The following is a 20,625-nucleotide window of genomic DNA, read 5'->3' on the forward strand; positions in this document are numbered from 1 at the left end:
AGCGACCTAAGAGATTAACTTCCCGCCGAGTTGGGAGTTGCTATTTCTATGAATCCCAAATCGAGCGCCGGGGGTTCTTTCTTCTCCAGGATGGTCGAATAAGTAGCAAACTGCGGCAAAATTTCATTGCTGAAGGCCTCTGCTGCTTTAGAACGGTAGCGGTTGGGGTTGTAAATCAGCGACAAAATGCGAGTTACCAAAACTTCGTCCATTTGAGATTTGTGCAAGACGCCCATGAGCAACTCTTTTTCGATCGCCGAAACCGAGACAAAAGCAGCTCCCAGCCCCGACTGAACGGCATTTTTAATTGCTTCGATCGAATTTAGTTCCATCTCTATTTTCAAGCGGCGCGTGTCTATGCCGCAGCGAGTCAGTACCTGATCGATTACTTTGCGGATCGTAGACTGCGAATCGAGGGATATAAACTGCAATTTGTAAAGGTCTTCTTTTTGGATACTTTCTTGTTGTACCATCGGGTGGGACGGAGGAAGAATCAGAGCCAGTTCGTCCTCAGCGTAAGGAACAATTTCTAAAGCTTCTACAAGTTCGGTAGGAATTTCTCCGCCAACAATTGCCAAATCGATTTGCCCGTTTGCCACACTCCACGCCGTGCGGCGGGTCGAGTGAACGTGAAGCTGTACTGCTACATCCGGGTACTTTTGGCGGAACATCCCGATCATCCGGGGCAGCAAATAGGTTCCCGTTGTTTGAGAAGCGCCGACGATCAAAGTACCGCCTTGGAGATTTTGCAAGTCTTCCAGAGCTCGACAAGTTTCCTGGCAAAGCGATAAAATTTTCTCGCCGTAACTCAGCAGCAGGTGTCCGGCTTCGGTCAGTTGCGCCCGCCGCCCCCCCCGGTCAAACAGCGGCACGTCCAACTGTCTCTCTAAGTTTTGCACCTGCAAGCTAACTGCTGGCTGGGATACATAGAGGCTGTCCGCGGCGCGTTTGAAGCTTCCTTCAGAGGCGATCGCCTTGAGAATGCGTAACTGGTCTAAAGTGAAAGGAAGGTCAGACATATATCTAAATTGTCAGTTGTCAGTTGTCAGTTGTCAGTTGACGGTTGACGGTTGACTGTAGGCAGCGAACAGCAAACAGCGAACAGTCAACAGCGAACAGTCAACAGCGAACAGCGAACAGTCAACAGTCAACAGCGAACAGTGAACAGTTAACTGACTGATAACCGCTGAATGCTCCCATAGATACTTTGTGACACAAATTGGCCGAGAATCAATAACTTTTCTTAATATTTGCAATGACGATCGACTTGGCGCTCGACTCCCACTTTGTTATTCTGGGTCTGTTACTGGTTTTTGCGATCGCCCACAGCGGTTTAGCAGCCCTCCGGCCCAAAGGTGAAAAGCTGATCGGGCCGAGACTTTACCGCGTTTTGTTTGCCCTTGTCAGTTTGCCGCTAGCCGTCATTCTGATAATCTACTTTTTCAACCACCGCTACGACGGTGTACAGCTTTGGCAAGTACAGGGATTACCCGGAGTTAAACCTGCAGTTTGGATACTTTCGGCAATTTCCTTTCTGTTTCTGTACCCAGCAACTTTCAACCTCCTAGAAATTGCCGCCGTCCAAAAGCCCCAAGTTCACCTCTACGAAACTGGCATCATTCGTATCACCCGTCACCCGCAAATGGTGGGACAGGTGATTTGGTGCGTGGCCCACACCCTGTGGATTGGCACTAGCTTTACCCTCGTCACTTCCATCGGTTTGGTACTTCACCACCTCTTCGGAGTGTGGCACGGCGACAGGCGACTTCAGGCTCGTTTTGGCGAATCCTTTGAAACCATCAAATCTCGAACCTCAATCATGCCTTTTTTGGCAATCCTACAAAAGCGCCAAACCCTTGATTTGCTTGAGTTTCTGCGTCCTTCCTACGTAGGTGTAGTCATTTTTACTGGTTTGCTGTGGGAAATTCATCCTTTTTTGATGCGTGTCACTAGGAACATATACTGGTAGCATGATCCCTAGGATAGAAAAAAAATTATTAAATTTTGAGGGATCATGGTGTTGTCGGTTAGCGAACGCACTTTTGCACAAGAGGTGTTTCAAGCCTCTACCCCCGTTTTAGTTCACTTTTCGGCTCCTTGGTGCGGTTTGTGCCGCGCGATCGACCCCACGCTTAAGACTTTTGAGGCACAGTGGGCAGAAAAAGTCAAGTTGGTCGGGGTGAATGCCGATCAATGTTTCAAATTGGCCCACACTTATCGGTTGACAAGTCTGCCCACGCTGATTTTGTTTGAGGGCGATAAAGTTCGATTTAGATTGGAAGACTACCAAGGACGCGAGGAACTGCGGCGGACTCTGGATTCCTGGATGCTCGCAGCTCACGTAGCTTCCCCATCTCAACGGCTGCAACTTCAGGAAGTCGCCAACAGGTAATGGTCCCAAGGCATTCGGCTCTTGTTTAGAAGGCATTCGGCTTTTATGTAGAAAGCAGAAGGCATTCCCCATTTGTGCATCAACCATCGGACACCAAAATAAATTTCGCAGTCTTGAACCCACAGGACTGTGAGATTTATCACATAGTTTCCCTTGCCACGGGAATAATAATTTTCGCAGTAGGGTGCGATAGTCTCGCTCGCCAGGAAAAAAGTAGTGCGATCGTCTCGCTCGCAATTGCACTCAGGTATAGCAATACTTAAAGAATTGGATCAAGTATTTTGGCCCAGTGGCGCAGGCGTGTGTCACAATTGTTTACAGTTTTGTCAATATCTAGTAGAAACTTTAAACTACCTATCAGTCATGGAACTGCTTTATCAATATGCTTGGCTGATTCCTGTCCTGCCGCTGGCAGGCGCAATGCTAGTAGGTCTAGGCTTAATCACCTTTAACCAGGCAACCAACAAGCTCCGACAAGCGAATGCGATATTAATCGTCTCCGCGCTCGGAGGTTCAATGGTACTCTCCTTCGCATTGCTGTGGAGTCAACTACAGGGCCACGCACCCTACACCCGCAGTATTCAGTGGGCTTCTGCTGGCGACTTCTCGCTGAATATGGGCTATATTATCGACCCCCTAACGTCGGTCATGCTGGCGATCGTAACCACGGTCGCTTTTTTGGTGATGATTTACACCGACGGCTACATGGCTCACGATGACGGGTACGTGCGCTTTTACGCCTACCTGAGCATCTTCAGCGCCTCGATGTTGGGTCTCGTAGTGAGCCCGAACATCGTTCAGATTTACATTTTTTGGGAACTCGTAGGTATGTGTTCGTACCTGCTAGTCGGATTTTGGTACGATCGCAAACCCGCTGCTGACGCTTGCCAAAAAGCTTTTGTCACCAACCGCGTCGGCGACTTCGGCCTGCTGCTGGGCATCCTCGGCATTTACTGGGCCACCGGCAGCTTTGAATTTAGCGTCATGGGCGAACGCCTGCACTCCTTAGTCGAATCCGGTGCTCTTTCGGCGACTCTGGCGACAATCTTCGGCATCCTCATATTTTTGGGGCCAGCAGCCAAATCCGCTCAATTCCCCCTCCACGTCTGGTTGCCAGACGCAATGGAAGGCCCTACACCGATTTCGGCATTAATCCACGCCGCGACAATGGTAGCCGCCGGCGTATTCCTGATCGCTCGGATGTACCCGGTATTTGAAGGGTTGCCGGCAGTCATGAATTTGATCGCCTGTACCGGCTGTTTTACGGCATTTATGGGCGCTTCGATCGCGATTACCCAAAATGACATCAAAAAAGGCCTCGCCTACTCCACCATCTCCCAACTCGGCTACATGGTGATGGCAATGGGCGTCGGCGCTTACAGTGCCGGACTTTTCCACTTGATGACTCACGCTTATTTCAAAGCAATGCTGTTCCTGTGTTCAGGTTCAGTCATTCACGGTATGGAAGCAGTTGTAGGCCACAACCCCGCTCTCGCTCAAGATATGCGAGTCATGGGCGGCTTGCGGAAATATATGCCGATTACCTCTGCTTGCTTTTTGATCGGAAATTTGGCAATCTGCGGAATTCCGCCGTTTGCTGGTTTTTGGTCAAAAGACGAAATCCTCGCCAGCGCCTTCGCAGCAAATCCCGCTTTGTGGGCTGTTAGCTGGTTGACGGCCGGGATGACCGCGTTTTATATGTTCCGGATGTATTTCAGCACCTTTGAGGGCGAATTCCGGGGCAATGACAGCGCTATCAAGCGGCAACTCCTGCAACCCGGTGTTGTTTTTGGCCCGGGAGCGATGAACGTTAAGGAATTGGCATCAACTGGCGACAGTCACGATGAGCACGACCATTTGCCTCACGAATCTCCTCTGACAATGGCTCTGCCGTTAGTCTTGCTGGCAGTACCTTCTGTGTTTATCGGTTTTCTCGGTACGCCGTTTGCCAATTATTTCGAGCAGTTTGTTCGCGCTCCTGGCGAGTCTCTCGAAGAAGTTTTGGAACACGCTGCTGAGTTCAATTTGACGGAATTTTTGATTATGGGCGGAAGCTCTGTAGGTATTGCTTTGCTGGGCATTACTTTGGCTTCTCTGATGTATTTGAGCCGTAAAATTGACCCAAGTGCGATCGCCCAAAAAATCAAACCGCTTTACGAGTTCTCCCTCAACAAGTGGTATCTGGACGATATCAATGAATTTCTATTTGTCAAAGGCAGCCGCCGTTTGGCACGGCAAGTCATGGAAGTGGATTTGCGAGTCGTCGATGGTGTCGTCAACTTAACAGGGTTTCTCACCCTGGTTAGTGGCGAAGGTTTGAAATACTTTGAGAGCGGTCGCGCTCAATTTTATGCCCTGATTGTGTTTGTCGCAGTTCTGGGTTTTGCGATCGTTTCAGGAGTCAGTTAAATCTGTTGGGAAACGGCATTGTCCAAAGCGTGTCAACTTAATATCAAACCTACCCTATCTCTTGTTTGTCTCGAAGTCTAGATCCCCCCTAACCGCCCTTGATAAGGGGGGAACAAGAGTATTCTCTCAAAGTCCCCCTTCTTAAGGGGGATTTAGGGGGAGCTGAACTGGGCGAGCAACGAAAGATACAAAAGTTTTTAGAGTTAATTTCACACGCTTTTGGCATGGCCGTATCCCCACGAGGAGATATTTTAAAAAATGGTATTAGCTCAATAACTAACCATTGACAATTAGCAAATAGAAATAAATCTTTGATTAAACTTAACTGTTGCGATCGCATAAATCGTCAAAATAAGAGCAAAAAAATTTGTTACGTATAAAGAAAGTATAAAATTTAGGCTAAAAGTGGCAAAATGTGTTTAAACCTAATAACTGATGGATCATTTTAAAACGCAATGGATACAGCTAACTTTCCCTGGTTAACAACAACAATTCTGTTTCCCATTGCTGCGTCCTTGCTGATTCCTTTAATTCCCGATAAGGATGGCAAGACGGTGCGGTGGTATGCCCTAATTGTGGGTTTGATCGATTTTGCCCTACTTGTTTACGCTTTTTACACTCAGTACGACTTCAGCAATCCAGATTTGCAACTGGTAGAAAGTTACTCTTGGGTGCCACAACTGGATTTAAATTGGTCTGTGGGTGCTGACGGTTTGTCGATGCCGCTGATTTTGCTGACGGGTTTTATTACCACTTTAGCTACTTTAGCAGCTTGGCCGGTTACTTTTAAACCGAAGCTATTTTACTTTTTGATGCTGGCGATGTACGGCGGCCAAATAGCAGTTTTTGCCGTGCAGGATATGCTGCTGTTTTTCCTGGTTTGGGAACTGGAATTAGTGCCGGTTTACCTAATTTTGTCGATTTGGGGTGGCAAAAAGCGCCTTTACGCAGCAACTAAATTTATCCTGTACACGGCAGGGGGTTCGCTGTTTATTTTGGTTGGCGCGCTGACGATGGCGTTTTACGGCGATACGGTGACTTTTGATATGCGGGCGATCGCAGCTAAAGATTACGCCCCCAATATAGAATTGCTTCTGTACACAGGTTTCTTAATAGCTTACGGCGTCAAACTGCCGATTTTTCCCCTGCACACCTGGCTCCCTGACGCTCACGGCGAAGCAACCGCACCCGCCCACATGTTGCTAGCAGGAATTCTGCTAAAAATGGGCGGTTACGCTTTACTGCGGATGAATGCGGGAATGCTCCCGGATGCTCACGCTACCTTCGCACCCATCTTGGTAATTTTGGGTGTGGTTAACATTGTTTACGCCGCCTTAACTTCTTTTGCTCAGCGCAATCTGAAGCGGAAAATTGCTTATTCTTCGATTTCGCACATGGGGTTTGTGCTGATTGGGATAGCTTCGTTTACCGATTTGGGAACTAGCGGTGCAATGCTGCAAATGGTTTCCCACGGTTTAATCGGGGCGAGTTTGTTCTTCATGGTAGGTTGCACTTACGATCGCACTCACACGCTCATGCTCGATGAAATGGGCGGTGTAGGACAGAAAATGCGTAAGGTTTTCGCGATGTGGACTGCTTGTTCTATGGCTTCTTTGGCTTTGCCGGGAATGAGCGGTTTTGTAGCAGAATTGATGGTGTTTGTGGGTTTTGCAACGAGCGATGCTTACAATCCTGTGTTTAAGGTTTGCGTGGTATTTCTAGCCGCTGTCGGGGTGATTTTGACTCCGATTTACCTGCTGTCGATGCTGCGTGAGATTTTCTACGGGCCTGAAAATAAGGAATTGTCGGATCACGAGGAATTAGTGGATGCGGAACCGCGAGAAGTGTTTGTTATTGCGGCTCTGTTAGTGCCGATTATTGGCATTGGTTTGTATCCGAAGATGCTGACTCAGGTTTACGATGCGACTACTGTAAAGTTGACTGCAAGATTGCGCGATTCTGTGCCGTCGCTTGTGGCTAAGGCTGCTGCGGATAAAACTGTGTCTCTGCGTGCTCCCGCCATCGAGCCGAGCAAGTTGTGATTTGAATTGGATTTAGGAAGAAAACCCCCAAACTAATGTAAAAATAGCGGGCGTTGCTGATTCACGCTATGAATCACCTTTTCCCTTGAAGTTACAAAACTCACCCTCAAGCGGGCTTATAGCAATTGGGAAATCTTGAATTCATACCTCTATTCAGCAACGCCAGCTTTCTGAGTTAACAGGAGTTCATGTGGGAATGCAAATTGAACCCTACGACCCTCGCCACCTTGATGCTGTTATTCGTCTTTCGCTTCGGGCATGGACCCCAGTCTTTGATTCGATTCAGAAGGCGATGAACGCTGATGTTTACCAAGCATTCTATCCCAATCATTGGCGTGTGAGCCAGCAAAAAGCTGTGGAGGATGTCTGTGCTGCGGAAGACACGAATGTATGGGTTGCGATCGATGCAGGTTCTACTGTGGGCTTTGTAGCTGTGAAACTACACTCAGAGGACAGCATGGGTGAAATCTACATGGTTGCTGTCGATCCAGACTTTCAATGTCGCGGCATTGGTAGTGCTTTGATAGAATTCGCTCTGGGTTGGATGAAAGATGCGGGGATGTCTATTGCTATGGTTGAGACTGGGGGCGATCCTGGTCATGAAAGAGCCCGTCATACCTATGAAAAGGTTGGCTTCGAGCTATTTCCAGTCGCCAGATACTTCAAGAAGCTCTAACTGCAGATGTTAAGTCTCAAGGTTTACTTTGTTCTATAGCTAGTTAATCGCGATCGCTCAATCGAGTCATGTTTGGTTTCACGTTACCCTGATTCACAAGTAAGGACGTGACAAGCTTTACCCAACCTACAGCGAGGGGCGATCGCACTCGTTCTTACTCCGCCCGGGCATACTCCGCGAAGGCAGAGCCTCCACTAAGCGCTCAAGGCACATCAGAGCGGTAGGTTAGGACATTAGGTTAATGCTGGATAAGATCGATATAGGACCTGGTATCCAGCAAAGGTGACGGATAGCACCCAAGAACCCAGACTTAACCTGCAAGGTTTCTGCTTAATCCCTTAAAATTGAGATGTTATCGAGCAGATCTAACGGATAATCTTGGAAATCTTGGGTGTTATGCAGCAGTTCTAACGGTGAATACATAGTTAGGCTTCACTCTTCTTTAGGGCTGTTCTTGCCACCCGTTCTTACTAACCTTTTCTTGGGAGTATCTAATTCCCTTTTGATTAAGGCATAAGTTGTCTAGTAGTTAATCGTTGTGACGGTAATTAAGCTAAAGTTTATTAGAACTGAAAGCATCCGCCAATCTGTTGTTTTTGCAAGAATATATGTAAGTTTTGTAAGTGTCCGCTAATTTGTTAATTAGGCCTTATGAATGACTCAGTAGATATTGAAGCAATTAGAGCTGAAGCATTAAGAAAACTGGGGAGAAACATAGTTAATTTTTCAAAAATCGAAGCAGCCTTCAAATACTTGCTTTCAGTGAGCCAATTAGATGGAACTGGAAAAACAATTTCAGCTCAGTTACGTAGGAATGAAACTCGACTCCGAAAACAAACATTAGGTAAGTTAGTTCAGGAATTTAATAAAAATATTTTGGGAGAGGCTAGTCAATCTGAGCCTACACCAGATTTTTCTGAGGCAGGTATTTCTCTATCATTTAAGGTTACTTATGACAATACAGATTTCTTAAAAGTAGAAAAACTTAAACTTGCCAGCATTGTAGCTGAGCGAAACAAATTAATTCATCAAAACCTAGCGTTTCTTGATACCAGTTCTGTAGAAGATTACCACAATTTACAGCGTATTCCAGGTTTATAAAGTACAGTAGCAGCAACTTGTAAACCAGTTTTTAAAGTGCTTAGGATTGACCAAATCAAGGGCCGTAGCCAGCAAGATGTCAACCATCTTGGTGGTGGTTGGTGAAAACTGACGTAAAAAAGCTTTCAGTTGCGACCACCATAATTCTATAGGATTGAAATCGGGAGAATAGGGTGATAAGTTCAGTAAACTAGCACCAGCGGCTTGTATCAATGGTTCAATAGTCCCCAACTTGTGAGCAGGTAGATTATCCATAACAACTACTGCACCCTCCCATAAGTTGGGGACTAAAAAATGTTCAATAAAGACTTCAAAAGCTCTACCATCCATTGACCCATTAAGCGTCATTAATCCTACTACTTTTTTTAAGCTAATTGCTCCGACAACTGTGACTTTGGCGCCCCGATAAAATGGTTTTAAATCGTAGACTCTACTACCACATATTGAACGTGCATGGGTTCGTGTTAACCCTAATAAAACGCCCATTTCATCCAAAAAAACGAGGTTGTCAGGGTCAATTTTTTTCACTTTTTCCCAATATTCACACCTCAGAATTTGCACTCTTTCAGTGGCAGACTGACTACTGCGTATGGTCTTTTTTTTCGCGTTAAATTTTGTTTTTGTAATTCCCGACACATCATGCTAGGGCTGACAGCTTCCTTGTAGTTCATAAGCCAATATTCACAATATTCTGACAACGTGCTATCCGGATATTTTTCTACCATCTGGATCAATTCAGTTGTGCGCGAGTTTAAGACACTTTTAAGACTTCCACCTTGTTTTCTGGGTTGAACATGACCAATGGTTTGTTTTTGTTTTAAGATTTTTTGAACAAACCCTTTACTGACATCAAATTTGGCGGCTACTTTTCTAATCGAGGTATCACCTTGTTCATAAATTTTAACTATTTTCTCACGCAACTCGATCGAATAAGGTTTCATTTTTTTCGCTTATGTACTAAATACAGTGTATTATATATACATGGAATATGCTGTAATTACCCTTTTAGACGAACAAAATCCCCGACTATTAGCTCAACTTGAAGAACTGAGGGGGATGATAGAGTTCCTAAGAGAGAGTTTGGGAGCCTTTAAGGATTTGTCTAAATCACCAGATTTTCTTCAAAGCATACAATCTAACCAATCTAACGCCTAAGCCTAACACTGCATGGCAGTGGACGGTCGAAACCCACTGGTCTTTAGTTCGAGATTATCTGCCGCCGGTGCATTTGGCCGTTAGACCGCTATGTATGCGATATAAGCTACAGGTTGTAATCAAACAAAGGCTAATCATTGGAGGTTCTAATTGGAACTTCTACAGATTGTAGGTACGGCCAATGCTTGGAGAGTGAAGTGTGACTGCTAGATTCACAGTTTGAAATCTAATTTCGCGATCGCATTCTATACCTCCAACTTAGTCCTGTAGAGAGACGAATGGAAATACGAATAACAACTACTCATCAGGTTTGGCTTTGCAAAGCCAATTTTTGATACTCCTGTTTAATAGGAATCTGAATAATGAACTCTGCTCCCTGGCCGGGATGAGAAACACACTTCAACTGTCCGCGATGTTTTTCTACCACAATCTGGTAGCTGATTGACAGCCCCAGACCGGTGCCCTTCCCTACAGGTTTCGTCGTAAAGAACGGGTCGAACAACCGCCGGTTCACTTCCTCTGTCATACCGGGACCATTGTCGCAAATGCGAATCACAACAAATTGGGGAGCTTTCCGGGCCGGAGCGAGGTTCTGGGAATCCACCTCAGCCGAAGAAAATCTAGAGCTTTCCGCAAGGGGGGGATTGGAAATCGGGGATTTTTCTCCTTCCCCATACCCCACTGAGGTGCGAATTGCGATCGTGCGCGGCCCCCTTTGGTCATTGAGAGTGTCAATCGCATTCGCCAGTAAATTTACAAACACTTGGTTCAGTTGGCCGGCATAGCACTCCACCAGCGGCAGCGGGCCGTACTCTTTAACTATTTGAATAGCAGGCTGGTCTAATTTAGCTTGCAGTCGGTGCTGCAAAATCAGTAGGCTGTTATCGATGCCCTCATGGATATCGACCTCTTTCATTTCCGCTTCATCCAGTCGCGAGAAGTTTCGCAGGGAGAGGACTATTTCGCGAATTCGGTCTGCCCCCACCTTCATCGAATTCAGCACTTTGGGTAAGTCTTCCATCAAGAAATCTAATTCGATTGCCTCAATATCCTCAACAATCGGTGCTGTGGGATAGGGGTATTGTTCTTGATAGAGTTTCACCAGTCCTAGTATGTCTTCACTGTATGTCCTAACGTGGCTCAGGTTGCCATATATGAAGTTAATCGGGTTATTGATTTCGTGGGCCACCCCGGCCACCATCTGTCCGAGGGAGGACATTTTCTCAGTCTGAATTAGCTGGGTCTGGGTGCGCTTGAGTTCTTGGAAAGAAACCTCTAGTTGTTCGGCTTGTTTTTTTAATTGCGCTTCTGACATTCGCAGAGCTTGCTCTATCTGCACGCGATCTCGAATTTCCTGGCTCAGGAGCAGATTTTTTTCCTTTAATTCCTGCGTCCTCTCTTCCACTTTATGTTCTAAAGTTCGGCTGTAATCTTCTAATTGCTCATTGGCTTGTTTCAAGTTGTCAGTCGCCTCAGACAAATTGGCATAGAGTCGAGCATTTTCCAGGGAAATTGCCGCTTGAGAACAGAGCACGGTTAAAACTTCCAGACGATCGGGAGTAAACGCACTCCTTGTCAGATTATTTTCCAAGTAAAGCAGACCAATGAGCTTTCCTTTATGGACGATCGGCATACATAAAACTGACTTGGGTTGGGCGTTAACTATATAGCTATCCCTGGTAAAAATTCCCTCCTGACTTGCATCATTTAATACCACACTTTCCTGAGTTCTCACCACATAATTGAGGAGAGAAGACGGCAAATTGTGAGTGTTTTTTATTGGTGTGGATTGCAACAATACTATCTCATTATTATCTATGCTTGCCGTCCCTTCTACCACCAGTTGACCATCTTTTTCTAAAATTAAGTAGCTTTTTTCAGCCCCAGCATTCTCAATCGCAATTTTCAATAACTTAGAAAGCAGACTTTCCAGAACAATTTCGCCAGAAATAGCTTGAGAAGATTTCATCACAGAGGCGAAATCCAGTGCTGCAAAACTCCCCGTAGTCGTCGAGGTTGTCGTCCGCGATACGTCGAATATGGGGGCTTCTTTAGTCAGTATTCGCGAGAAGAATTCAGGATATTCTTCAGATAAATCCTGCACTTTTGCTTTCGCTCCCCAGCGAACATAGCCATAGTAAGCATCCGTCAAATAAATCTCCGCTATCTTCTCCCGGCCGCGAGAAAAATAAAACTCGGCAGCCAGTTCATTAGCTAGGGCTTCTTCCTGAATGTATCCCTGTTCTCTGGCTCCTTGAATGCTAGCGTCATAATACTCCATCGCTTTGCCAATTTTACCCAATACCCGCGCTTTCTCCGCCTCCACTAACTCGTACTTATGCTGGAAGTTAGACGGGGCATGAAATGCCCATTTCTGCATTTTTTCTTGATTAGCTTCAACTAAGCTGATGTATTGTTGTTGTTCGGCGTCTGAAGCTTGAGGATAAACAGCGAGTAGAGCGAGGGAATAATAGAAGTTGTGAGGAGCACTAACTACCATTCCCATCACGCTTACTGCGTGTTCGGCGGCTAAACTGGCATTGGCAACGGCATTCTTTGGTTCTTTAAAGAGATATAATAGAATTGTCTTAGCTAGATAAGTAATAAACAGCAAAATTGTATTGTTAGTTTCAATAAAAACAGGCAACATTTGTGTTTCATTAAAACTTTTGCCTACCAACTGACATTTGGCTTCAGATTCATTTTGAAGATTTAGCGTCAATTGGTGAAAGAGCTGGATGTAATAAATAGAATAGTCTTGTTTTAGTTTGAACACTAAATCAAGATATTGCTCTTGTTCCTCTTCTACAATGTCTAATCGTTCGCCAGTCAAAAATATGCTCGCACAATAGACAGTAACACAATAACCGGCATATTCTATATCTCCAGTTTCCAGTCCACTTTGAAAGGCTGACAGTAAGGGGACTAAAGCTTGTTTAGCTGGCTCTTTCCAGTGTATAACAAAGCCATAAATTAATTGATTAACTCTACATTTAAGCGAGTTGGCATTAAATTTATTCAACAACTTTAATGCAAAATTACCAGACTGATATCCGGCATCTATATCCCCTATTAGCGAACACAGTATTAAACTATAAAAAGCATACGCAAAAGCAGCAATAGAGGAATAGCCATGCTCCATGCAGAGTTTAACCAAAGTCACTGCAAGTGGGAGCAAAATTGCGGGTTTAGCAGCAAGAGCAGGAGAAATAAGAGAAGTCAGTATACTTAAAGCCGCTATTTTGTAAGGGTCTGTCATCTCTGGGAGATTGTCTAAGTCTGCGATATCTGGCAACTCAACCACAAAACCCCCGTTACCCTCGTCATTTGACAAGGAAACACCCAGCATATCCAGCACTTGCAGCCCAGTATCAATGGCTTTTAACATCTGATTTTGGGCCATATAATACTGGATTTGTAGCTCGTATACTTTCACTTTTTCGAGCAGGGTGCTAGCTTGTTGTAGAACAACTTCAGCAAGAATTGCTGACTTTTCGTAATTGGTATTAATATATTCTGCTTCCACCGCTTCTACATAAAGTGCTAGTGTCAGATCGTAGTTACTCTGCCAACTGTTTTCTGCCAAGAGTTCTAACCCTACTCTTAGTTGCGTGACAGCAGCTTCATAAGCTGACGCTGCTTTGGCTTTTCGACCAGCTATTAAATTTAATCGGGCTAGACGATCTTTTTTTGCCTGATTGGTGATGAAGTCAGCCCCAACATTTAACTGATTGACAATCTCAAAGATATTTTCTTCAATCTCCTCTGTTGGAGTATGCTCTAGTAGCAGTTCACCAATTTTAAAGTGGGTCTGTTGTTTCTGAAATTCCGGAATAAGAGAATACGCCGCTTGCTGCACCCGATCATGGAGAAATTTGTAAGCGATAGGCGCGTGATAGCTGTAAGGCAAAGGGGCAGGTGAGGATGATAGCAGAGGAGAATCTGGAGGTATTCTTTCATTTACTTCCATGCTCATTTCATCGGAGGTAAAAACGAGAGGGATTTTGTAGGCTTCGCTCAGGGGCAAAACCAAGCCAGCCTGAAGTGCTTGCCACAAATCAGCCGCCGTTTCCGATTGAGATTTTTCATTGACAATAGCCAGAACGTCTAAATTAAATTTGTCTCCAATACAGGCTGCTAACTTTAAGACATCCTGGGTCTCTTCCGGGAGTTTTTGAATATTTCTGGAAATCAGTTCGACGACATTATAATCTGTGATGCCTACCGCTTGAATTTGGTTCAATGACCAATGCCAGCACCCAGCACTGAAATCAAAGGTCAATAGCTTTTCTTGATGCAGAGTAGCGAACATCTGAGCCAAGAAGAAAGGATTTCCCTGGGTTTTATTGAAAAGTAGCTCGGACAATTCAGAAACCCGGTTTCTCAGAGCGGAAGACTCATTCAGGGTATCTGCTACCAGCAAGCTGACGTTGCCAATATCCAAAGGACGGAGGGTGATATTATTTACAACCGCCCCATTCTTTTGAATCTCATCCAACGTCAGCATCAACGGATGCGTCGGACTTACTTCGTTATCTCGATAGGCTCCCATCAGCAGTAAATATTGGCTGTCCGGGTCACAAATAAGCAGATGAATCAACTTGAGCGATGCCGAATCTGCCCACTGTAAGTCATCCAAAAAGACGACGAGCGGGTGTGAGGGTTTAGTAAATACATGAATGAATTTTTTAAACACGCGATTAAAGCGATTCTCGGATTCAGATAATCCCAATTGCGGAACCGCTCCTTGAGGCCCGACAATCAGTTCGACTTCGGGAATGACATCTACTATGACTTGGCCATTGGAGCCTAAGGCTTCTAAAAGTTGCTGTTTCCAAATCGCTAGTTTTTCCGAACTTTCTGTTAACAGATGCCGCATCAAGCCGGCGAAAGCTTGAATCAAAGAAGCATAAGGAATATTTCGCTTTAATTGGTCAAATTTACCGGAGATAAAATACCCGCGCTGCCTGACAATCGGTTTTTGAACTTCATTCACTAAGGAAGATTTGCCAATTCCTGAGTAACCGCTCACTAGCATCAGTTCGCTGTTTCCGCCGGAGACTCGCTCAAAGGCTTCCATCAAAGTGGCTACTTCTTGCTCGCGGCCATAGAGTTTTTGCGGGATAAGAAATTGTCCAAATTTATCCCTCTTACCGATTGAAAAGTTGCCAATTTTTCCATGCGTTTGCAGTTGATGACGGCACATTTCTAGGTCAGCTTTTAGGCCCAGGGCGCTTTGGTATCTGTCTTCAGCGGTTTTGGCTAATAATTTCATTACGATGTCAGAAATCGCTTCGGGAATCTCACCGATTTGCTCATGGGGTGGCACTGGTCTTTTAGCGATATGGCAGTGAATTAATTCCAGGAGGTCGGTGGCTTGATGCGGCAGCTTTCCCGTCAGAATTTCATAAAAGGTGACACCTAATGAGTAAAAGTCGGTGCGGTAGTCTATTGAGCGATTCATCCGCCCGGTTTGCTCTGGAGACATATAGGCGGGGGTGCCTTCTAGCAAGTTGGGATTGCTGAGGCTCTGATTTTCTCGCTCTAGGTACGTGGAAATGCTAAAATCTATAATTTTAATTTTATCTGTTTTGGAATTGATAATGATATTCTGCGGTTTAATATCTTTATGGATTATCTTATTTTCATGCAGTTGAGCTAGGGTCTCTGCCAAATGAATTGCCAGACTTAGAAATTCGCTTATTTCAAGGTGTTTAGCTGCGATTAGGTTTTTCAGAGATTTTCCCCCAAAATCTTCTAATATCAGCGCCAGACCGTTATTATGCTTTTGTAAAGAGTGAGCTTTGACAATCCCTGTCATGTCCAGAGTTTTGAGGATTTTATATTCATGTCTCAACCGCGCGATTTCTTCTATTGTGGGGTACTCGGCTTTGAGGGTTTTTACTATAACCTGAGTTGGCTCCGACTCCCGAACCCCCCGATAAATAACTGTATTGACACCTTCATGAAGCGGCAACGATAATAGTTTGTAACCGGGCAGCGTGGTTTTCATATTCGTTTTTTCCATGAGTACGATTATTCTGGCCTGGAATTGATAGAAGGAAATCGGAGACGGCGATGTTCGATCGCCTGTTGGGAAAAATTAAACGAGCAGGGAATCAGCTTATTAGCAAGTGGCAATATTTTATCCGCTCATTCAATGCTAAAGTGCATCAGGGTCGGATATTTATCTATAATACTTCTGCTGGAGTTGGACAAGTAAGAAGGCGCATTCACATAAATTATCCGAGCGCACTACCTCAATCATCTGTTTAAACGTCTCTCGCTGTACTTCGCACAGATGCTTAAAGTTTTCCGAACTCAGGTTTTTTACATCCCAGTAGCTTACCTATTTCAGCATGAATTATTCCAACTTACTATTATACATCCTACTACCACATATTTGCAGCGCTGCGACCGAGCGCTAGTGTTCGCGTCGTGCTAAACATTTGTATGAGAGCAGCATACCTCCAAAAATTGAGTTAGAAGATAATATTGGCAAGATGGTCATCCTTGATATAGAAACAGGCGACTCTAAAGTTGATGAAAATGGTTTACACGCTGCTGATTACCTGAGTGCGAAACATCCAAATGCTAAACTCTTGGGTATCCCTATTGGATATAAACTTGCTGCATCTGTAGGTAGTGTCATTGAGCGTCTCTCTAAGTAATTTCACGTATGGTAGGTGATAGATAGGCTAAACTTAATTTTATTGGATTTTGCTTGAAAGTCAAGCTGTTAGAGTTGGAATTCATAAGAACCTTGACTGCGGTGGTTCCGAAAGACTCTGACCCTAATTTATATGTACTCTATGTTCTCGGTTTCTAAGAGAGCGCATTCTCAAGGAGAAACTTTAGACGACATACAAGCGAACTTACGGGAAGCGAGTAAAATGTGGTTGGAAGATGAGAATCGAGCATTAAATCGACCTTCTATTCACTACGAGGTTCACTTAAGTACGATCGCCATTTTAGTCTTTACCCTTAATTCTTCTAGTTGCTCTAGTTGCTAGGATAACAGCGAATACTAACCGGACTGCAACTCATACTAAAAACCATCGAAGGCATTTGCATTACTTGCCAAATTATCCTATGATGGTGCATCACGATCTTGATGATTGTTTCATTATTATAAGTAAGCTAATATGCGATCGCTTGTATTGACTCTAGCTCTCATATGTTTAGCCACCCCCGCTGTTGCCACAACCTGCGAGGAAAGCTTTCAAAAAAAGGGGGACTTTTTGAATGGTGCCGCCTTTTCTGCACGTGTTCAGGTTGAGGGGTTATCGATAGAGAGAGCATTTGCCCAATTACGACCAATTTTGGCCCGCGAGGGCATCAAGACTCTCAGCACGGATATGAACTTAGGTGTAATGAAAGCTGAAAATCCCGCCACAGCATTTCAACGTGCTTTGCCAATTGATGTATTTGCCTCAATGGACGGCAATCTATTAAATGTTGAGATGATCTTTACTCTTCCCAGTGGGGTGGGTGCAAGTAAAGACACGGTGAAGCGATACTTGTGTGGTGCACTAAATCAACTGCTGCCCCAAACTACAAAGTAATATTTAATCATTCATTTGATGAATGGTAGTTTCTCACACTCGATCGCAAAACCCAATACTTCAAAATTACCTGGGGGCGATCGCTCTTTAATTCGGTGCGATCGCTCTCTGAGTTTCTAGCCTTATTGTCCTATGGATAGTGTGATATTAGTTTGGGCGATCGAAGTGTTAGACAGCAACTACAGTATAATTAATAGTTATACGCTCTGAGTTATTTGTTGAAGCATAGTTGTAAGCTTACTGGTGGGTAATTAAAATTTATGAGCTATTCAGAAGCATTTTCACCCAACTACATTACGGCACGAGAGCGATTTCGAGCAGCATCTTCATCTGTCGGTTATCAGGACACTGCCTATCCAATCGAGCAGGTTAGTCCAACTGGTGAAGAATTAACTATTGATGTGGCTATCGGTGGTTCTTCCAACCCACGACGATGTGTAGTCATTTCTAGTGGCTTGCATGGAGTAGAAGGCTTTCTGGGCTCTGCAATTCAACTTACATTGTTAAAAAATCACCAACTTCTCAGATCGTTGTCGCCTGATTTTAAGGTTATATTTATTCATGCTCTGAATCCTTATGGTTTTGCATGGCGACGACGTTGGAATGAAAACAACATAGACTTAAACCGTAATTTTTTATTATCTGAAAAATTTTTTGATGGCAGCCCAAAGGATTATCCTAAATTCAATTCCTTTCTAAATCCAACGTCGTCGCCATCACGCTTTGAACCTTATATTTTTCAATCTCTCGGGCTGATTTTGAAATATGGAATGACGAGTTTGAAAAACACTTTTCCTGTAGGGCAATACGATTTTCCAAAGGGGCTGTTTTTTGGCGGTCATGCTCCATCCAAAACTCAAGAGATTCTAGCTAGCAATTTGCCCCAATGGATTGGTAATGCTTCTGAGGTAGTGCATATTGATTTCCACACAGGTTTAGGGCGCTGGGGAACTTATAAGCTTTTGTTTGACGGATCTGCAACATCAGAATCTTGTTCAAGACTAGCTCAACGATTTGGAGGAGAAACAATAGAACCGAACAATACAGAAGGTGTGTCATATCCAATTCGCGGTGGATTAAAAACATGGTGCCAAGCTCTTCTACCAGAGTGTCGCTATGATTTACTAACTGCAGAATTTGGCACTTACTCAACGATTAAAGTTTTGAAGGCATTGCGGGCGGAGAATCGTGCTTACTGGTGGGGTAAGTCAGACCAGAACTATGAATGGACAAAAAACCAGTTGGTAGAAATGTTTGCACCCAGATCTCGCAAGTGGCGAGAACAATGCTTAACTCAAGGACTTGATGTTTGTAAACGAGCGTTGATTGACTGAAGGAGTTGCGACGGTAAGCGATCGCAATACTCAATACATTAAAAATACCAGTAGATCGATCGCCCTTCAATTCAATGCGTTAGCGAAGCCCTCGAAGAGGATCGCTCTCAGGGTTTCTAGCGTTAAGTTTATTGGTGGGTGTTCTGCATCAAGTTGGATGGAGAGCTTTTTACACTTGGCAAATTATATTTGGTCGCTGAAAGCTGTGCAACCATTTCTGCACGAGACGAAACCTCAAGCTTACGGAACATTCGCTTCAAAGCTTGCTTCACTGAGTTCTCAGTAATCCAAAGTTCCCTCCCGATTCCTGCGTTGGTTCGCCCCAAAGCAACCAATTCGGCAATTTGCAATTCACGAGGCGTTAGGCGTGAGCTCTCGAAAGGTTGGTGTTGCGATGCCCTAGGGGATAGCTTAGCTTCGCGCACTGTTGCAGCCCAAACAGACAAATGCAAACAGATCGCACTCAAATCCGCTAGATTTTGTGTATCAAAGGCGGGCATTGACCGATCGCGCGTACAACCCACTACACCCATTAATTGACCGCGACTGACAATCGGCCCCGCCATCACGTGCCAATGATCGGGGCGGGGACAAATTATTGTCCAAACCTTGGGTGATGATGTCACTAATGCTTCATGGACAGGAGCATGGCGCTCCACTAAATAACGTGCAACAGGATTATGTTCGATCGATAGCGCAAGTTTCAATGTTTTCTGAAAATTGCTATCTGCTAAAGGAAGTCGATCGAAGAAAAAGATTCCAGAGCGTTTAGCTGCAAAATACTCACCGATTGTGGGCACGATTTGCGATCGCAGCTCTTGTTCATCCTTCACCTGGTCGATCGCTTCAAATAAAAGCTGCAAGGGACTTGTCATGCTCATGGTGTCAAAAAGAGTACCCGATCGAGGTCTAGAAGCATTGCAATACTCGAATTATATTACCGTTATAGTCTCAAAAACAAATTGACATGACAACAGATTTGGAAATCGACCGCGCTCCTACACCTTGGATGCCGATCGGCTTTTATGCGACTTCAATAGTCTTTAATGTCTGCTTAATTGCTCAGTTATTGACGGTTGGAGTTGCCTATTTCAATAATCCTGCATGGTGGAATATTCATGTTTGGCTAGTGCGAGGGTACAGTGGACTGTCATTAGTATTACTGGGATGGTCGTTTATCGCCCCATTCTCACGTAGAATACGACATCTCGCCGCAAGTTTGCCAGTGCTGCTTGGACTACAATTTGCCAGCATTCATCTTAAAAGTCCTCTTCACCTAGAGATACTCCATCCTCTAATTGGATTTACGTTACTCTATGTTTCTTCAAGCCTTGTACATCACATATCGCGCACTTTATCGTCCAGCAACTATCAAAACAATCAAATTTTAGAGGTATAAATGACGCAAGATACCATCTTCACTCCCTTCTTTGCCACAGTGTTTCTTACACTCGTAGTCTGGGTGTATATGTACATCCGCCGTATCAGTTTTATCACCAGTAGAAAGCTCGGTCAAAAGGATTTTGCTGTAGCGGGCGCACTGGCACAAATCTCGCCACCAAGTGTATCCAATCCATCGGATAACCTAAAAAATCTGTTCGAGATTCCGGTGCTTTTCTATGCACTTGTCCTATACCTCTTCATCACAAAGCAGGTGGATACAGTGTATGTAAACGCCGCGTGGATATTCGTTGTGTTTCGCACATTGCATAGTGCTGTCCATTGCACATTCAATCTCATCATACTTCGGTTCTACCTTTACTTATTTGCCACGCTCGCGGTGTGGTTCATCGCGATCCGCGCAGCATTTATCCACTTTGGCACAATTGATTAACCTCCCTCAAATGAGCTAGAAGTTATCAACAGTCGGCGAACACTGAGCGTGCAACGGAAAGCCCGCCCTGTTTGTGCGTGTGTGTTCGGGGTCTTGCGGGGCGGTCTGCCACTGAAC

Annotated in this window: 17 protein-coding genes; 12 read left to right on the forward strand and 5 right to left on the reverse strand. The window is 44.7% G+C overall.

What is annotated here, in order from left to right; all coding sequences use genetic code 11:
• Window positions 1-14: 14 nt before the first annotated feature.
• Window positions 15-1,019: a LysR family transcriptional regulator gene (locus QUA23_RS08460; protein WP_190663891.1), complete on the reverse strand. Its 1,005-nt coding sequence runs from the start codon at window positions 1,017-1,019 to the stop codon at window positions 15-17.
• 236 nt (window positions 1,020-1,255) lie between these two features.
• On the opposite strand from QUA23_RS08460, the gene QUA23_RS08465 reads away from it, so the two are divergent.
• From QUA23_RS08465 to QUA23_RS08490, 6 genes are all read left to right on the forward strand, one after another.
• Window positions 1,256-1,969: an NnrU family protein gene (locus QUA23_RS08465; RefSeq protein WP_333073837.1), complete on the forward strand. Its 714-nt coding sequence runs from the start codon at window positions 1,256-1,258 to the stop codon at window positions 1,967-1,969.
• A 45-nt stretch (window positions 1,970-2,014) separates the two neighbouring features.
• On the forward strand, window positions 2,015-2,392 hold the full coding sequence (locus tag QUA23_RS08470) for a thioredoxin family protein (RefSeq protein ID WP_006635621.1): 378 nt from the start codon (window positions 2,015-2,017) through the stop codon (window positions 2,390-2,392).
• A gap of 363 nt (window positions 2,393-2,755) precedes the next feature.
• Window positions 2,756-4,801, forward strand: a complete 2,046-nt coding sequence (locus QUA23_RS08475) for an NAD(P)H-quinone oxidoreductase subunit 5 (RefSeq protein ID WP_333073977.1) — start codon at window positions 2,756-2,758, stop codon at window positions 4,799-4,801.
• Window positions 4,802-5,256: 455 nt separating this feature from the next.
• Window positions 5,257-6,843, forward strand: a complete 1,587-nt coding sequence (ndhD1, locus tag QUA23_RS08480; RefSeq protein WP_445243479.1) for a photosynthetic/respiratory NAD(P)H-quinone oxidoreductase subunit D1 — start codon at window positions 5,257-5,259, stop codon at window positions 6,841-6,843.
• Between the two features lie 292 nt (window positions 6,844-7,135).
• Complete coding sequence (locus QUA23_RS08485; RefSeq protein ID WP_333073838.1) at window positions 7,136-7,519, forward strand: GNAT family N-acetyltransferase; 384 nt, start codon at window positions 7,136-7,138, stop codon at window positions 7,517-7,519.
• A 651-nt stretch (window positions 7,520-8,170) separates the two neighbouring features.
• Window positions 8,171-8,620: a hypothetical protein gene (locus QUA23_RS08490; protein WP_333073840.1), complete on the forward strand. Its 450-nt coding sequence runs from the start codon at window positions 8,171-8,173 to the stop codon at window positions 8,618-8,620.
• Here the strand turns inward: QUA23_RS08490 and QUA23_RS08495 are convergent.
• The 3 genes from QUA23_RS08495 to QUA23_RS08505 form a co-directional block, all read right to left on the reverse strand.
• Entirely contained in the window at window positions 8,615-9,148 is a 534-nt protein-coding gene (locus QUA23_RS08495) for a transposase (RefSeq protein ID WP_333073842.1), read from the reverse strand. The two genes, QUA23_RS08490 and QUA23_RS08495, sit on opposite strands and share 6 nt — an antisense overlap.
• A 20-nt stretch (window positions 9,149-9,168) precedes the next feature.
• The gene (locus QUA23_RS08500; RefSeq protein WP_333073844.1) at window positions 9,169-9,561 is read right to left on the reverse strand and encodes an IS630 transposase-related protein; all 393 of its coding nucleotides are present in this window, start codon (window positions 9,559-9,561) and stop codon (window positions 9,169-9,171) included.
• Between the two features lie 518 nt (window positions 9,562-10,079).
• On the reverse strand, window positions 10,080-15,788 hold the full coding sequence (locus QUA23_RS08505) for an AAA family ATPase (protein ID WP_333073847.1): 5,709 nt from the start codon (window positions 15,786-15,788) through the stop codon (window positions 10,080-10,082).
• A gap of 436 nt (window positions 15,789-16,224) precedes the next feature.
• Between QUA23_RS08505 and QUA23_RS08510 the strand changes: the two genes are divergently transcribed.
• From QUA23_RS08510 to QUA23_RS08525, 4 genes are all read left to right on the forward strand, one after another.
• The gene (locus tag QUA23_RS08510; RefSeq protein ID WP_333073849.1) at window positions 16,225-16,446 is read left to right on the forward strand and encodes a hypothetical protein; all 222 of its coding nucleotides are present in this window, start codon (window positions 16,225-16,227) and stop codon (window positions 16,444-16,446) included.
• 132 nt (window positions 16,447-16,578) lie between these two features.
• Window positions 16,579-16,788 (forward strand): hypothetical protein, encoded by a 210-nt coding sequence (locus QUA23_RS08515; RefSeq protein WP_333073851.1) that lies wholly within the window; start codon window positions 16,579-16,581, stop codon window positions 16,786-16,788.
• Between the two features lie 228 nt (window positions 16,789-17,016).
• A complete protein-coding gene (locus QUA23_RS08520; RefSeq protein WP_333073853.1) occupies window positions 17,017-17,340 on the forward strand; it encodes a hypothetical protein in 324 nt (107 codons plus the stop codon).
• A 260-nt stretch (window positions 17,341-17,600) separates the two neighbouring features.
• Window positions 17,601-18,674 carry a M14 family metallopeptidase gene (locus tag QUA23_RS08525; RefSeq protein WP_333073855.1) on the forward strand — a complete coding sequence of 358 codons (1,074 nt, stop codon included), beginning with the start codon at window positions 17,601-17,603 and terminating at the stop codon, window positions 18,672-18,674.
• 128 nt (window positions 18,675-18,802) lie between these two features.
• On the opposite strand, the gene QUA23_RS08530 is transcribed toward QUA23_RS08525, so the two are convergent.
• Complete coding sequence (locus QUA23_RS08530; RefSeq protein ID WP_333073856.1) at window positions 18,803-19,549, reverse strand: LuxR C-terminal-related transcriptional regulator; 747 nt, start codon at window positions 19,547-19,549, stop codon at window positions 18,803-18,805.
• Window positions 19,550-19,683: 134 nt separating this feature from the next.
• Between QUA23_RS08530 and QUA23_RS08535 the strand changes: the two genes are divergently transcribed.
• Window positions 19,684-20,073: a DUF6220 domain-containing protein gene (locus QUA23_RS08535; RefSeq protein ID WP_333073980.1), complete on the forward strand. Its 390-nt coding sequence runs from the start codon at window positions 19,684-19,686 to the stop codon at window positions 20,071-20,073.
• Window positions 20,074-20,508: an MAPEG family protein gene (locus tag QUA23_RS08540; RefSeq protein WP_333073857.1), complete on the forward strand. Its 435-nt coding sequence runs from the start codon at window positions 20,074-20,076 to the stop codon at window positions 20,506-20,508.
• Window positions 20,509-20,625 lie beyond the last annotated feature (117 nt).

Origin of the sequence: Microcoleus sp. Pol1C5 (assembly GCF_036701115.1) — a bacterium.
Classification (GTDB): domain Bacteria; phylum Cyanobacteriota; class Cyanobacteriia; order Cyanobacteriales; family Microcoleaceae; genus Microcoleus.